Origin of the sequence: Tateyamaria omphalii (genome assembly GCF_019802125.1) — a bacterium.
GTDB lineage: Bacteria > Pseudomonadota > Alphaproteobacteria > Rhodobacterales > Rhodobacteraceae > Tateyamaria > Tateyamaria omphalii_B.
The window spans coordinates 1-13,487 of sequence record NZ_JAHVHT010000007.1; the positions used below are offsets into that span (position 1 = coordinate 1).

The window sequence follows — 13,487 nt, forward strand, 5'->3', positions numbered from 1 at the left end:
CCGTCAGCGCGCCCAGGTCGCGGGCGATGGTGGCCATGGCAAGACCACGGATCGTGGCGATGTAGCAGTCCTGTGACCAGCCGCAGGTTTGGGTCAGGTTCTCCCAATTGCGGACCGAGAGCAGCGTCCAGAGCAGGTCGGTGGCCTGTTCGATGTCGGTGTCCGGGGGCAAGGAGCCGTCCTCGGCCAGCGCGTTGATGGCGGCGGCGCAGCCCTCGCGCATGTCCTGCATGCGGGTGTTCCAGGCTGCGGCCGCCTCGGCATCCGTGTCTGTCACCGCCATGATGGCCCGCGCCACGCCATAGATCTTGGGGATGTAGTTGCCCCATGCGGTGACAAAAGCGTCGAGCCGTTCTGCACCCGATCGAGCGCCCCGGCTGGGGGCGAGAGCGGCGTCCACCTGGTTTTGCCGGTCCTGATAGCGTGTCGCAGCGACCAGCAGGTCGGTGCGGCTGGGAAAATGCAGGTAGACCGCCTGCCGACTGATCCCTGTCGCCCGCGCAATGTCGGACATCGTGGGCAGCTTGGCGCCCGGTGTTTCCAGCAGGCGTAGCGCCGCTTCGAGAATTTTGGTCGGGGTATCGATTGTTTCACTTGACATGGTGTCAAGAAGCACATAGTTGACACGCTGTCAATTGACACTGTGTCAAGCAAGCGATGGAGTTTTCGAAATGACCAAACGTGTTTTCATCTGGGTGGCGCATCCAAAGGCCGGATCGCTGAACGCTGCACTGGCCGAGCGCTATGCCAAGGGCGCCCGCGCCAAGGGAGCGGAGGTGCGGATCATGCACCTGTCGGACATGGCGCCCGAAGCAGGCTACAGCGAGGGGCAGGACCTCTCACCCGACATCCAGGTTTGGCAGGACAACATCCGCTGGGCGGATCACGTGATGATCGTGCACCCTTACTGGTGGGGCGCGATGCCTGCGCAGGCCAAGGCCGTGATGGACGCGGGCCTGCAATCGGGCTTTGCCTACAAGTACCACGGGCGCGGCCTTGGCTGGGACAAGCTGCTGGATGGACGGACGGGTGATGCGATTATCACGGCGGATACGCCGACTTGGCTCGACACTTTGCTCTATCGCAGCCCGGGGCGTCGCGTGATGCGCAACCAGGTGATGAAGTTCGTAGGTGTCAAACCCCGGAACGTCGTGCTGTTCGGGTCCGTCAAACTCGCCAAACCTGAAAAGATCGACCGCTGGTTGTCGCGCGCCGAGACCATGGGCGCCGCGGCGGCTTGATCCCCCTCGTTTTGAGCGGCGCAGCCCCTATCTATGGGCGATGCTGCCCCGCCCGCTGTTCATCGGATCGGAGATCTATCGCGGATCGTCCTATGGCCCGTGGCACCCGCTCAGGGTGCCGCGGGTGTCGACCGTCATCGACCTGAGCCGGGCCATGGGGTGGTTGCCACGCGACGCCTATGTCCCCAGCCCGCGGGCGAAGCCCGATACCCTGACGATCTGGCACACACCCGACTATGTTGCAGCGCTTCACGCGGCAGAGGCGGCACAGGCCGTAACTGCCGATGTCAGATCGCGGCATGCGCTTGGCACCTCGAACAACCCGGTGTTTCCGGAAATGTACCGGCGTCCGGCAACGGCGGCGGGCGGGTCGTTGTTGGCCGGGGAACTTCTGGCAGATGGTGGTATTGTCTACCACCCGGCGGGGGGCACGCATCACGCAATGCCGGATCGGGCAGGGGGGTTTTGCTATCTTAACGACCCGGTCCTCGCGATTCTGTCCTTGCGCCGCAACGGCGCGCAAAGGGTGGCCTATGTGGACATCGACGCGCATCACCCCGACGGGGTCGAGCTGGCCTTTGCCGATGATCCGGACGTGCTGATGATCTCGGTCCATGAGGGTGGGCTTTGGCCGCGTACGGGGCCGCTTGGGGCGACTGATACGCTGACAAACCTACCCGTTCCGCGTGGTCTGAATGATGACGAGATGGCGCTGATCCGGGATGATTTGATCTTGCCTCGCGTTTTGGCCTTTGGGCCTGACGCCATTGTCCTTCAATGCGGCGCGGACGGGGTGGAGGAAGACCCGCAGGCGCATCTGTCGCTGTCCAACAACGCGCATTGGGCCGTGGTGCAAGCGCTGATCGGGGTGGCGCCGCGCCTGCTGGTGTTGGGCGGCGGCGGATACAACCCGTGGTCAGTTGGCCGGCTTTGGACAGGGGTGTGGGCGACCTTGAGCGGCTACGAGATTCCCGATCGTATCGAACATGCGGGCGAGGACGTGCTGCGAGCGCTGCGCTTTGATGGCAACCGGCGGGGCAAGAACCCACCGGGTCATTGGTTCACAACCCTGCGCGACAAACCACGAAACGGACCCATCCGGGACGAGGTGCGCAACAAGATCCTTCATCTTGCCAGATAAACTCCGGGGGGAGGCGCAGCCGGGGGGCTGGCCCCCCTCCCACCTATCCACCGTAGTCAGCGTCACTGACCTGTTCGAGCCATGTTGCGGCCGTGCCGTCCTGCGCTTCCTGCATGGCGATGTGGGTCATGGCGGTGTCCGGGCCTGCGCCGTGCCAATGCTCGACCCCCGGCGGGATCCACACGGTGTCTCCTGCGCGGATCGTCTGCGGTGTCTCGCCGCGTAGGCAGATCAGACCGGTGCCTTGGATGACGTGAAGTGTCTGACCTAGCGGATGCGTATGCCATGCCGTGCGGCCACCCGGTGCGAAGTGGACGGAGAGGGCATGAAGCCGGGCGGGTGCTTCGGCTGAGATGATCGGGTCCTGCCAGACGTCGCCTGTGAAGTAGTCGGGGTTGGCGCGTATGCTGGCCCGGCTGCCTGCGGGATGAATGATCATTGGGTGTCCTGACATTGTCGCGGTGGACTTTAATTTCCCGAACAGCCCCTTTGCGAAACGGCCCTTCGGGGAGGATTTTTTGGAACAGAGACGTTGGGACCTTGCGCTTATTCGGCCCAGCTTACGCCTGTGAGGTCTGTCGCCTGTGTTGGCATATTGGTCCAGAGGCCTTGAAGCTCGGCCTTCGCCACCGCCAGTTGGGCGAGCTGGAACAGGTAGCCGTTGACCGCGTCGTTGGCGATCATTTCCTGCGCCTTGGCCATCAGGTTGGTGCGCGTGTCGGGGTCCGTGGTGCTGTTGAGCGTCGCGATCAGTTCCTGGAAGGCCGGATTGTCGTATTGGAAGTAGTAGTCGGGGTTTGCATAGATCCCGATGTCCATCGGTTCGGTGTGGCTGACGATGGTCAGACCGAAATTCTTGCCGCGGAACACGGTTTCCAGCCACTGGGCCCATTCGACATTGATGATCTCGGCCTTGATCCCGACCTCGGCCAGTTGGGCGGCGATGATCTCACCCCCGCGGCGGGCGTAGGAGGGCGGCGGCAGGTGCAATGTGGTCTCGAACCCGTCGGCCATGCCCGCTTCGGCCAGCAGGGCGCGCGCTTTTTCCGGGTCGTAGGCGGAGCCGCCGGCGAAATCGACATAGGCCGGGTTGTGCGGTGCAAAATGGGTGCCGATGGGCGTGCCGTAGCCGAACATGGCCCCGTCGATGATCGCCTGCCGGTCAATGGCATGTGCCACTGCTTGCCGCACGCGCAGATCGTCGAAAGGGGCCACCGCATTGTTGGTCGACAGGATGGTTTCGCCTTCGGTGGAGCCGATCAGGACCTGAAAGCGCGGGTCCGCTTCGAACTGCGGCAGGTTTTCGGGGGCGGGGAAGCCGATGAAGGCATCAATGTCCTCTGCCATCACGGCGGCAAAGGCGGCCGTGGGGTCGGAGATGAATTTGAACGTGGCCTCTGTCAGGGCCGGGGTGTCGCCCCAGTAGCCGTCATATTGGCTGATCCGAATGCTGTCGCCTTGGGTCCAGGTGTCGAATTTGAACGGGCCTGTGCCGATGGGTTGCTGTTTGATGGTCTCAATGCTCTCGGGCGCGACAATCACTGCGTCCCCCCAGGCGAGGTTGAAGAGCAGGTTGCCGTTGGGTTCGGACAGCGTCATGCGGACGGTTTGTGGGTTCACGACCTCGACCGCGCTGATCGCGGCATAGAGTGCCTTTTGCGCGTTTGCGCTGTCTTCGGCGAGGATGCGGTCGAAGGTGAATTTGACGTCTTCGGCATCCATGGTGGTGCCGTCGTGGAAGGTCACGCCGTTTTGTAATGTGAAGGTGTAGGTCAGCCCGTCATCCGAAATCTCCCAGCTTTCGGCGAGGCCCGGTACCACGGATCCATCACCCATGAAGCGGGTGAGCCCCTCGAACACGTTGGAATAGAGCACCGAGTCGATGGCCCCGGCAGCAGCGGATGTTGGGTCGAGATGCGGGGGTTCGAGCTGGATCGCCACGGTGATGTCGGTCTTTGCCCATGCGTTTGAGGCCAGAGCGATGGCGGCGGTGGTCATCAGCAGTCGGTGGAACATGGCGGTCTCCCCTGTCGATACGGTTCAAAGACAGCTTTCCCGCAAACGTGGCGTCGCGCAAGGGTGGTGCGCCTTTTGTTCAGTGGCGCAGAGGGCGGAAGGCTGGTATCTGCGCCCACGAAAAGACCAGCGAAAGGCCCGAAGATGAGCGCCACCGCCCGCAAGACCGCCCCGTTGCCCGATGACATTCGCGCCATGAAAGGGGGCACGCCCATTGTCAGTTTGACCGCGTATACAACGCCCATGGCGCAGATGATGGATGCCCATTGCGACTTTGTTCTGGTGGGCGACAGTTTGGGCATGGTGCTGCATGGCTTGCCATCAACCCTGGGGGTCACTATGGAGATGATGGTGATGCATGGGCAGGCTGTCGCGCGAGGGCTGTCGTCTGCGATGATGGTCATCGACATGCCTTTTGGCTCTTACGAAGAAGGTCCGGAACAGGCGTTTCGCAACGCGGCGCGCCTGATGGCGGAGACAGGCGCGGGGGCTGTGAAGCTGGAAGGGGGCGTGGCGATGGCCGATACCATCGCGTTCCTTGTGGCGCGCGGTATTCCGGTGATGGCGCATGTGGGTCTGACCCCGCAATCCATCAACACGCTGGGCGGCTACAAGGTGCAGGGGCGCGGTGACGCCGGGGCTGCGCTGAAGGCGGATGCAGAGGCCGTTGCCGCGGCGGGCGCCTTTGCGGTGGTGCTTGAAAAGGTTCCGGAGACCCTTGCCAACACCATCACCGAAGCGCTCGACATCCCGACCATCGGCATCGGTGCGTCCGCAGGCTGCGATGGCCAGATCCTCGTGGTGGACGACATGTTGGGCCTGTTCACCGCCTTCAAGGCGAAGTTCGTCAAACGCTATGCGGAACTTGGCAAGGACGGTGAAGCGGCCATCGCAGCCTATGCCGAAGACGTACGCGCGCGCCGCTTTCCGGGACCGGAGCATGTGTTTGCCGACACGGTTCCGGGGGCCAAGACATGACGGCGCCCATCGTGCGCACATTGGCCGATCTGCGCGAGATGACGCGCGGCTGGCAGCGGGCGGGCGAAACCATCGGCGTTGTGCCCACCATGGGCGCGCTGCATGATGGACATTTGAGCCTTGTGGCCCGCGCCAAGGAAATGAGCGACCGGGTGATCGTGACGATCTTTGTGAACCCCAAGCAGTTCAACAACGCGGAAGATCTGGCAAACTACCCCCGGACCGAGCATGAGGACGCCCGGAAGCTGGAGCGCTTCGTGGTGGACGCGATCTACGTTCCGGATGGACCGCAGATGTATCCGGATGGATTTGCGACAAACGTCAGTGTGGATGGACTCACCAACGTGCTTTGCGGCGCGCATCGCCCCGGCCATTTTGATGGGGTGGCGACGGTTGTAACCAAGCTCTTTACCCAAACCTCGGCCGATCTGGCCTTTTTCGGGGAAAAGGACTTCCAGCAACTGCAGGTGGTTCGGCGGTTGGCGCACGATCTGGACCTGGGCGTCGAGGTGGTTGGGTGCCCGACCATTCGTGAGATTGACGGACTTGCCATGTCATCACGCAACCTGCTGCTGTCGGATCAGGCGCGCAGCCGGGCATCGGCATTGAACGAGGTGATGGAGCAGATGGCCGATGCGCTTGGGCAAGGAGCCCCGATCGGCGATCTGCTGCCTGATGCAAAGGCAAGGCTCGCCGCGGCAGGGTTCGGTGACATCGACTATCTGGAGATGCGAACGAATGATGCGCTGGCGCTTATCGAACGTGCCGAGGCGCCCGCACGTCTGTTTGCAGCAGCCTACATGGCGGGTGTGCGGCTGATAGACAATATCGACGTGCCAGTGGTTCGTTAGCGGTAAATTGAGCCGATTTCCATTGAGCCGCCAGAGATGGCTACGGCTTGGGGAGCAGCAACGTTTCAAGTGCGTGGCCCATCACCTTCGCGCTGTCGAGCATATCGGTGATGCCAACCCACTCATCAGGCTTGTGGGCCAGTTCCAGTTCGCCGGGTCCGTAGGCAATGCAATTGTGCAGCTTGCCGATGCGGTCGATGTGTTTCTGATCATAAGAGCCCGGCGAAGCGACATAGGTCGGTTCCACCCCAAGCACGCTCTCGATGGCGGCATGGATCGTTTCAACCACCGGCGCCGATTTGTCAGTCATCGACGGCAAAACGACATTCAACTCCCGCATCTCATATTCAAAGCGATCCCGGCTGACCTTTAGCCCTTCAAGCAGTTCGACCACCTCGCCACGCACCTGCTCGACATTTTCCTCTACCAGAAAGCGCCGGTCGATGACGATACGGCAACTGTCGGGCACACAATGAGCGGGCAGACCATCATAGTCGGGTGCCTGTTCCGGCTGACCCCCGTGGATTGAGTTGATGTTCATCGTCGATTGCCGCGCGCCTTCCGGCACAACAGGCATGTCCGTGCGCCGCGCAGCCATGGCGGGGTAGAGGTCTGTTTCGAACTTGTCGAGTACGGCCCCCATATGCCGCACGGCGCAATCCCCCAGGAACGGCATGGAACCATGGGCGATCTCGCCCTTTGTCTCGATCTCGGCCCACCAGCCACCGCGGTGACCGAGACAGATACGATCCTTGTTCAGTGGCTCGGGAATGATGACATGCTGCACCCGTTCGGGCGCAAAAAAACCGTGTTCGGCAAGGTAGGCGACACCCCCATAGCCGCCGGATTCCTCATCCGCCGTGGCGCTGATTTCAATGGCGCCCGCATAGTTCGGGTGTTCTTCGATGAAAGCCTCTGCGGCGACGATGGAGGCCGCGAGCCCGCCTTTCATGTCGCAGGCCCCGCGACCGTAAATTCTATCTTCTTCCACCTCTGCTCCAAATGGATCGCGGGTCCAACCGTGGCCAACCTCGACCACGTCATGGTGGCTGTTGAAATGCACGCATTCCCCCGCGATGGTGCCGTCGCGCCGTGCAACGACATTCCAGCGCGGATAGGTGTCGCTGTCGCCGGGCGTCCCGTGGGCACGGGTCATCTGTACCTCGAACCCGTGTCCTTTCAACCGGTCACTTACCAGCGCACATATGTCATGGTAGTGCCGACCGGGCGGATTCAGCGTCGGAATGCGGATCAGGTCCTGTGTCAACGCGATCAGAGCGTCGCGTTGGCTGTCGATACGGTTGGCGAGCGTCATGAGCCGAGTGTCGGGTGGAGCGCGTCAATTGGCAAGGGACGGCCGGAAAGAACACCATCCTTCGGGAAGGATTTTTTGAAAACAGGAAAGACCCAGGCTTTGCCTCAAAGCTTGCCGAGTGGCACTTTAAGCGCCATGTCGCCCGCATCATCGCGCGGGATTTCACCAGCGCGCATGTTCACCTGAAGGGCAGGGATGATCAGGCTCGGCATGGCAAGCTGCTTGTCCCGCTCGGTGCGGAACTTTATGAACTCCTCCCGCGTCTTGCCTTCTCCTACATGGATGTTGGCCGCGCGCTGTTCGGCGACTGTCGTCTCCCATGCAATGGCCCGCCCACCCGGGCCGTAGTCGTGGCAGATGAAAAGGCGCATGGCATCGGGCAGGGCGAGTACCCGCATGATACTGTCATAGAGCTGACCCGCATCGCCGCCCGGAAAATCGGCGCGCGCCGAGCCGCCATCAGGCATGAAAAGAGTGTCGCCCACAAAGGCCGCATCACCCATCACATGCACCATGCAGGCGGGCGTATGGCCCGGCGTGTGAAGGGCGAAACAGGTCATGGAGCCGACATCGTAGCTGTCGCCATCCTCGAATAGCGCATCGAACTGTGACCCGTCGCGCTGAAATTCGGTCCCCTCGTTGAACACCTTGCCAAAGGTATCCTGTACCTCCGTGATCTTCGCGCCAATGCCGATCTTGCCGCCCAGGGCCTCTTGGATGTAAGGCGCACCCGACAGGTGATCGGCGTGCACATGGGTTTCGATGATCCAGTCAAGCCGCAGATCATTGGCTCGGATATGCGCGATGATCCGGTCAGCACCGTCGAAGTTCAGGGCGCCGGCCGCATAGTCGATGTCCATCACCGCATCGATCACGGCACAGCCGATGCCGTCCGGTTCCTGCACCACATAGGAAATGGTATTGGATCGCGCGTCAAAGAACGGCGTCACGCCCGGATGGCACGTCATGTCGGGGGTCATGTCTTGTCCTCCTGTTCCACGGGCCCACCTTGCGCACCCCAGGTCGAGAACCCTTCGCGCAAATGCGCCGCATCGAAGCCCATGTCCTGCAATGTGGCGACGGTCAAAGCCGAACGCCAGCCCGAGGCGCAATGGAAAAGATATGTCTTGTCCTCTTGGCCGAACACATCCTTGTAGTACGGGCTGTCGGGGTCGACCCAGAACTCGATCATGCCGCGCGGTGCGTGAACCGATCCTGGAATATAGCCGCTGCGCTGGCGTTCGCGTATGTCACGGATGTCGACGATGACAACATTCGGGTCATCGACCATCTTTATCGCATCGATCGTCTCGACCTCTTTGATGCGGGCACGTGCATCGGAAACCATTTTGGCAGCAGTCGTCTTTAGCGGCATCAGCACCTCCCATACATCTGTTGAAGTGTGGCAGCGCCTTGCATGCACGGCAAGTCTGCACAATGCCACGTAATCTGTCTTATGTAAATTTCACCAAAGCATGCGAATCCCATGCAAAGGGATGAACGCGGTATCAATCGACACAAGCGTCAGATCCGCTTCGGCCGCCGTAGCGGCGATCAACCTGTCAAACGGGTCGCGGTGCGCCCAATCCCATGTTGCCGCACGCAAACAGATTTGCGGGGTCAGTGGCGCCGCGAGCCCCCCTTGGTCCAACAGGATACGAGGCAAATCGTCCACCAGAGGTTCCATCTCTGGCCACTTGCCAATGCGCACTTTCTGGCCGATCTCAAAAAAGCTGATGGGACTGACAAATACGGCGTCAGCTCCTGCAATGGCCTGCCGCGCGCGATCCGACAGCAAGCGATCATCGGCAAAAGACCAGACCCATGCATGAGTATCGAGGAGGACGGCCGTCATTCCCGCACGGGGGTGTCGCGACCTTCCCAAAGATCAAGGTCGGTGTCATCGACCGGCGCCAGGAAATCCGGCACGTTGCCCAACGCACCCCGATGTGTCCCAAGCGCAAAACCTGATTGACGGATCGGCACCAACCGCACCACAGGGCGCGCGCCCTTGGCAATCACGACCTCTTCGCCGGACAAAGCCGCATCAATCAGTTTGCTCAACTGTGTTTTCGCCGCGTGGACACTGAACTGCATAGCGTTCCTCAAATCTACTTAGCTAAGTTAGTCCATCCTGCGGGAGCAAACAAGGTCCACACCGTCTGCAAGGCACAAAAGCGCTGGACGTCGTCGAGTATCTCCTGTGATCTTGGCAAAACACTGCAGGAAAGCTCACCCGATGCCCTTTGTCTTCGACCCTACACCGCAGGCGAGTGTTGCAGTCGCCAACTCGCCCGACCGCTTCCCGGTGCGGCGTATCTTCTGTGTCGGCAGAAATTACGCCGCCCATGCACGTGAGATGGGCAAGGACCCGGATCGCGAACCTCCGTTTTTCTTCACCAAGCCAGCCGACGCAGTCGCAGATAGCCCGTGCACCGTGCCCTACCCGCCGCTGACGGAGGATCTGCACCACGAAATCGAACTGGTTATCGCCATCGGCAAGGGCGGCGCGAACATCGCGCCGGACGCCGTCACGGATCACATTTGGGGCGCTGGCGTCGGCATCGACCTCACCCGCCGTGATTTGCAGGCCGAGGCGAAGAAGATGGGCCGCCCATGGGATTGGGCAAAGGCTTTCGACTTCTCCGCACCTATGTCACCGCTGGTGCCTTTCGCTGATGTGGCCAGCATTGAGGCGGGACGCATCTGGCTCGCTGTAAATGGCGAAACACGGCAAGACGCAGATATCTCGGACCTGATCTGGCCGGTGCGCGATCACATTGCCTACCTTTCGCAGGCCATGTCCCTCGCTCCCGGTGATCTGATCATGACGGGCACACCCGCCGGTGTCGGCGCAGTACACCTGGGCGACGTGATGACCGGTGGTGTGGACGGGATCGGAGAGATCGAGGTAACGATCGGCGATCGAGACTAGACGCTCTGCGTCGCCGCAATGGCCCGCTGCCAGCGGGCATATCCGGCCTCGCGATCCTCTTCGGGCATCTTCGGGTCAAATCGCGCCTCGCGCGCCCAGGTGGCGGCGAAACCGTCCATGTCCGGGTAAAGACCCGCGCGCATACCCGCCAGCCAAGCCGCGCCGAGGGCCGTCGTCTCAAGACCCGCCGGACGATCAACAGGCGCGCCCAGCATGTCCGACAGGAATTGCATGGCCCAATCGTTGGCGCTCAAGCCACCATCCACGCGCAACACGGCCTCTTCCCCGTCGGGCCAGTCGGCGCGCATGGCTTCCCACAGATCACGGGTCTGGAACCCGATACTTTCCAACGCGGCACGCGCCATGTCGGCAGGCCCCGTATCTCGGGTCAAACCAAATGTCGCGCCACGACAATCCGGGTTCCAGTACGGCGCGCCAAGACCGGTAAAAGCTGGCACGAGGGTGACATTCCCGCTGCCCTGTTCTGCGAGCGCCTGCGTCTCCGCCGCCGTCGTGATAACGCCCAACCCGTCGCGCAGCCATTGTACCACGGCCCCGGCAATGAAAATCGACCCTTCGAGAGCGTATGTCGGCTTGCCATCCAACTGATAGGCCACGGTGGTCAGCAAACGGTTCTTCGATACCACTGGCCCATCGCCGGTATTCAACAGCGCAAAGCACCCTGTTCCATAGGTAGACTTCAGCATCCCAGGCTCGAAACAGGCTTGGCCAATGGTCGCGGCCTGTTGGTCGCCTGCCACGCCGTAGATGGGCGTTTCACCGCCCAACAGGTCCGTCACTCCGAAATCCGACGCGCAATCGCGCACCTCGGGCAGCATCTCCATCGGGATGTCGAGCATGGCGCACATCTCAGGGCTCCACGCGCCCTTGTGGATGTCGTACAGCATCGTCCGCGCTGCGTTCGTTGCGTCGGTCACATGGGCTTTGCGCCCGGTCATGTGCCAGATCAGGAAACTGTCGACCGTACCGAAAAGCAGCTTGCCCGCCTTGGCCCGCTCCCGTGATCCCTCGTTCTGGTCAAGGATCCACTTCACCTTGGTGGCGGAGAAATAGGGATCCAGCAAAAGCCCGGTGATCGCGGTAACCTGATCACCATGCCCCTCGGCCCGCAGCGCTTCGCACATCTGTGCGGTACGGCGGTCTTGCCAGACAATCGCGTTGTGCAATGGTTCGCCCGTCTCAGCATCCCAGATCACGGTCGTTTCGCGCTGATTGGTGATGCCGATGGCGGCAATGTCCCCAGCACTCAGGCCCGCCTTGTCCATGGCGGCTTTGCACGTCGACTGCACCGTGGCCCAAAGGTCCGCAGGCTCATGTTCTACCCAGCCGCTGTTCGGGAAATGCTGCGCAAACTCCTCTTGGGCCGAAGCCACCGGCTTCATGTCCCCATCAAAAACAATCGCGCGGGACGACGTGGTGCCCTGATCGATGGCGAGAATATGGGTCATGCGGCGTTTTCCTTCATCCAAGTATCAACGGCCGCACGCTGATCAGGCGTCAGCCGCAGACCCAACTTGGTCCGCCGCCACAGCGCATCCTCCCCCGCAACCGCGTATTCGCGGGCCATCATCCATTTGACTTCCGCCCCGGTCAATGTCGCCCCGAAGTCCGGCCCCAGTTCATGTGCCGATGTGGCATCGCCCAGAACGTCCCACGCTTCGGTGCCGTATGCCCGGATCAGCCGGCCCGCCCATTTGTCATCGATGAACGGGTAGTCCGCCGCCAGCTTCGACGTCAGCGTCGCTACCTCCGACACCTTGAAATCGCCACCCGGCAGCGCGACACCGGCGGTCCAAGGTTCACCCAGCCCCATCTTGGCCAGGGCCTGTTCCGCCAGCTTGCGATAGGTGGTGATCTTGCCGCCAAAGACGCTCAGCACCGGCGGGCCGTTTTCATCCAGCGCCAGCACATAGTCGCGCGTCGCCGCAGTGGCCGAAGACGCGCCATCGTCATAAAGCGGACGCACTCCGGAATATGTCCAGACGACATCCTCTGCCGTCACCGGCTTTTCGAAATACTCGGACGCAAAGGCGCATAGGTAATCCCGCTCTTCACCCGTGATGGTCGGCTTTATATCCGCATCCGTATGTTCGGCATCCGTCGTCCCGATCAGGGTGAAATCCTGCTCATAGGGAATGGCAAAGATGATCCGCCCGTCGGTGCCTTGGAAGAAATATGCCTTATCATGGTCATAAAGCCGCTTGGTCACGATGTGCGAGCCCCGCACCAACCGGATGTTATGCTGCGAATTCTGCCGCATCACCCCGGTCAGAATGTCCGCCACCCACGGACCACCCGCATTCACCAGCGCCTTGGCGCGGAAGGTGCCTTTCTCGGTCTCGATCCGCCACGCCCCGCCGTCACGCGACGCCTCCTTCACCGCGCAGCGGGTCAGGATCGTCGCCCCGCGCGCCTCCGCATCGCGGGCGTTCAGCATGACCAGCCGAGAATCCTCCACCCAGCAGTCACTATATTCATAGGCCATCTTGAAACGCGACTTCAGGCCCTTGCCCTCAGGCGCAGTGGTCAGATCCAGCGTCTTGGTCCCGGGCAGGATCTCACGACCCCCCAGATTGTCATAAAGAAACAGCCCCAAGCGCACGAGCCACGCAGGCCGCCGCCCCTTCTCGATCCACGGCATCATCACGCGCAACAGGCGCGAGGTCGGCGTGTCGCTGTCGAACCTCATGTCGGGCGCGTATGGCAGAACAAAGCGCATGGGCCAGCTGATATGCGGCATCGCCTTCAGCAGCACCTCACGCTCTTTCAGCGCAGACTTCACCAGCCCGAACTCAAAAAACTCCAAATACCGCAGACCGCCATGGAACAGCTTGGTCGATGCGCTCGACGTGGCGCCGCCCAGGTCACCAGCCTCGGCCATCGCAACGCTCAGCCCGCGCCCCGCAGCATCACGCGCAATCCCGGCCCCGTTGATGCCCCCACCAATCACAAACAGATCAAAGACTTTTTCGTCGGCCAAGCCCGCGTC

15 protein-coding genes are annotated in these 13,487 nt (G+C 61.8%); 5 read left to right on the forward strand and 10 right to left on the reverse strand.

The window, feature by feature from the left end; all coding sequences use genetic code 11:
- A partial coding sequence (locus tag KUV51_RS20700; RefSeq protein ID WP_222523366.1) for a TetR/AcrR family transcriptional regulator occupies nucleotides 1-601 on the reverse strand: 601 nt, incomplete at its 3' end.
- 70 nt (nucleotides 602-671) lie between these two features.
- Between KUV51_RS20700 and KUV51_RS20705 the strand changes: the two genes are divergently transcribed.
- Nucleotides 672-1,241, forward strand: a complete 570-nt coding sequence (locus KUV51_RS20705; protein ID WP_222523367.1) for an NAD(P)H-dependent oxidoreductase — start codon at nucleotides 672-674, stop codon at nucleotides 1,239-1,241.
- Between the two features lie 40 nt (nucleotides 1,242-1,281).
- Entirely contained in the window at nucleotides 1,282-2,382 is a 1,101-nt protein-coding gene (locus KUV51_RS20710) for an acetoin utilization protein AcuC (RefSeq protein ID WP_222523368.1), read from the forward strand.
- 43 nt (nucleotides 2,383-2,425) lie between these two features.
- Here KUV51_RS20710 and KUV51_RS20715 read toward each other — a convergent pair whose 3' ends face one another.
- Both KUV51_RS20715 and KUV51_RS20720 read right to left on the reverse strand, forming a co-directional pair.
- A complete protein-coding gene (locus tag KUV51_RS20715; RefSeq protein WP_222523369.1) occupies nucleotides 2,426-2,821 on the reverse strand; it encodes a cupin domain-containing protein in 396 nt (131 codons plus the stop codon).
- Between the two features lie 107 nt (nucleotides 2,822-2,928).
- Nucleotides 2,929-4,380 carry an ABC transporter substrate-binding protein gene (locus KUV51_RS20720; RefSeq protein ID WP_261385988.1) on the reverse strand — a complete coding sequence of 484 codons (1,452 nt, stop codon included), beginning with the start codon at nucleotides 4,378-4,380 and terminating at the stop codon, nucleotides 2,929-2,931.
- Between the two features lie 162 nt (nucleotides 4,381-4,542).
- Here KUV51_RS20720 and panB point away from each other — a divergent pair, with 162 nt between their 5' ends.
- A complete protein-coding gene (gene panB / locus KUV51_RS20725) occupies nucleotides 4,543-5,376 on the forward strand; it encodes a 3-methyl-2-oxobutanoate hydroxymethyltransferase (RefSeq protein ID WP_222523371.1) in 834 nt (277 codons plus the stop codon).
- Nucleotides 5,373-6,227 (forward strand): pantoate--beta-alanine ligase, encoded by an 855-nt coding sequence (gene panC / locus KUV51_RS20730; protein ID WP_222523372.1) that lies wholly within the window; start codon nucleotides 5,373-5,375, stop codon nucleotides 6,225-6,227. The genes panB and panC overlap by 4 nt, the downstream gene beginning before the upstream one ends.
- Before the next feature lie 40 nt (nucleotides 6,228-6,267).
- Here panC and KUV51_RS20735 read toward each other — a convergent pair whose 3' ends face one another.
- From KUV51_RS20735 to KUV51_RS20755, 5 genes are all read right to left on the reverse strand, one after another.
- Nucleotides 6,268-7,542 (reverse strand): acetylornithine deacetylase/succinyl-diaminopimelate desuccinylase family protein, encoded by a 1,275-nt coding sequence (locus KUV51_RS20735; protein WP_222523373.1) that lies wholly within the window; start codon nucleotides 7,540-7,542, stop codon nucleotides 6,268-6,270.
- Nucleotides 7,543-7,646: 104 nt separating this feature from the next.
- Nucleotides 7,647-8,522, reverse strand: coding sequence for an MBL fold metallo-hydrolase (locus KUV51_RS20740; protein ID WP_222523374.1), 876 nt, complete (start codon nucleotides 8,520-8,522; stop codon nucleotides 7,647-7,649).
- The gene (locus KUV51_RS20745; protein WP_222523375.1) at nucleotides 8,519-8,917 is read right to left on the reverse strand and encodes a rhodanese-like domain-containing protein; all 399 of its coding nucleotides are present in this window, start codon (nucleotides 8,915-8,917) and stop codon (nucleotides 8,519-8,521) included. The genes KUV51_RS20740 and KUV51_RS20745 overlap by 4 nt, the downstream gene beginning before the upstream one ends.
- 90 nt (nucleotides 8,918-9,007) lie before the next feature.
- The gene (locus tag KUV51_RS20750) at nucleotides 9,008-9,397 is read right to left on the reverse strand and encodes a type II toxin-antitoxin system VapC family toxin (RefSeq protein ID WP_222523376.1); all 390 of its coding nucleotides are present in this window, start codon (nucleotides 9,395-9,397) and stop codon (nucleotides 9,008-9,010) included.
- Nucleotides 9,394-9,639, reverse strand: a complete 246-nt coding sequence (locus KUV51_RS20755) for a type II toxin-antitoxin system Phd/YefM family antitoxin (protein ID WP_222523377.1) — start codon at nucleotides 9,637-9,639, stop codon at nucleotides 9,394-9,396. Before KUV51_RS20755 ends, KUV51_RS20750 begins: the two co-directional genes overlap by 4 nt.
- A 142-nt stretch (nucleotides 9,640-9,781) precedes the next feature.
- Here KUV51_RS20755 and KUV51_RS20760 point away from each other — a divergent pair, with 142 nt between their 5' ends.
- The gene (locus KUV51_RS20760; RefSeq protein ID WP_222523378.1) at nucleotides 9,782-10,477 is read left to right on the forward strand and encodes a fumarylacetoacetate hydrolase family protein; all 696 of its coding nucleotides are present in this window, start codon (nucleotides 9,782-9,784) and stop codon (nucleotides 10,475-10,477) included.
- On the opposite strand, the gene glpK is transcribed toward KUV51_RS20760, so the two are convergent.
- Together glpK and glpD are read right to left on the reverse strand one after the other, a co-directional pair.
- Nucleotides 10,474-11,946, reverse strand: coding sequence for a glycerol kinase GlpK (gene glpK, locus KUV51_RS20765; RefSeq protein ID WP_222523379.1), 1,473 nt, complete (start codon nucleotides 11,944-11,946; stop codon nucleotides 10,474-10,476). The genes KUV51_RS20760 and glpK overlap by 4 nt on opposite strands.
- Nucleotides 11,943-13,478, reverse strand: a complete 1,536-nt coding sequence (gene glpD / locus KUV51_RS20770; protein WP_222523380.1) for a glycerol-3-phosphate dehydrogenase — start codon at nucleotides 13,476-13,478, stop codon at nucleotides 11,943-11,945. The genes glpK and glpD overlap by 4 nt, the downstream gene beginning before the upstream one ends.
- Nucleotides 13,479-13,487: the final 9 nt, after the last annotated feature.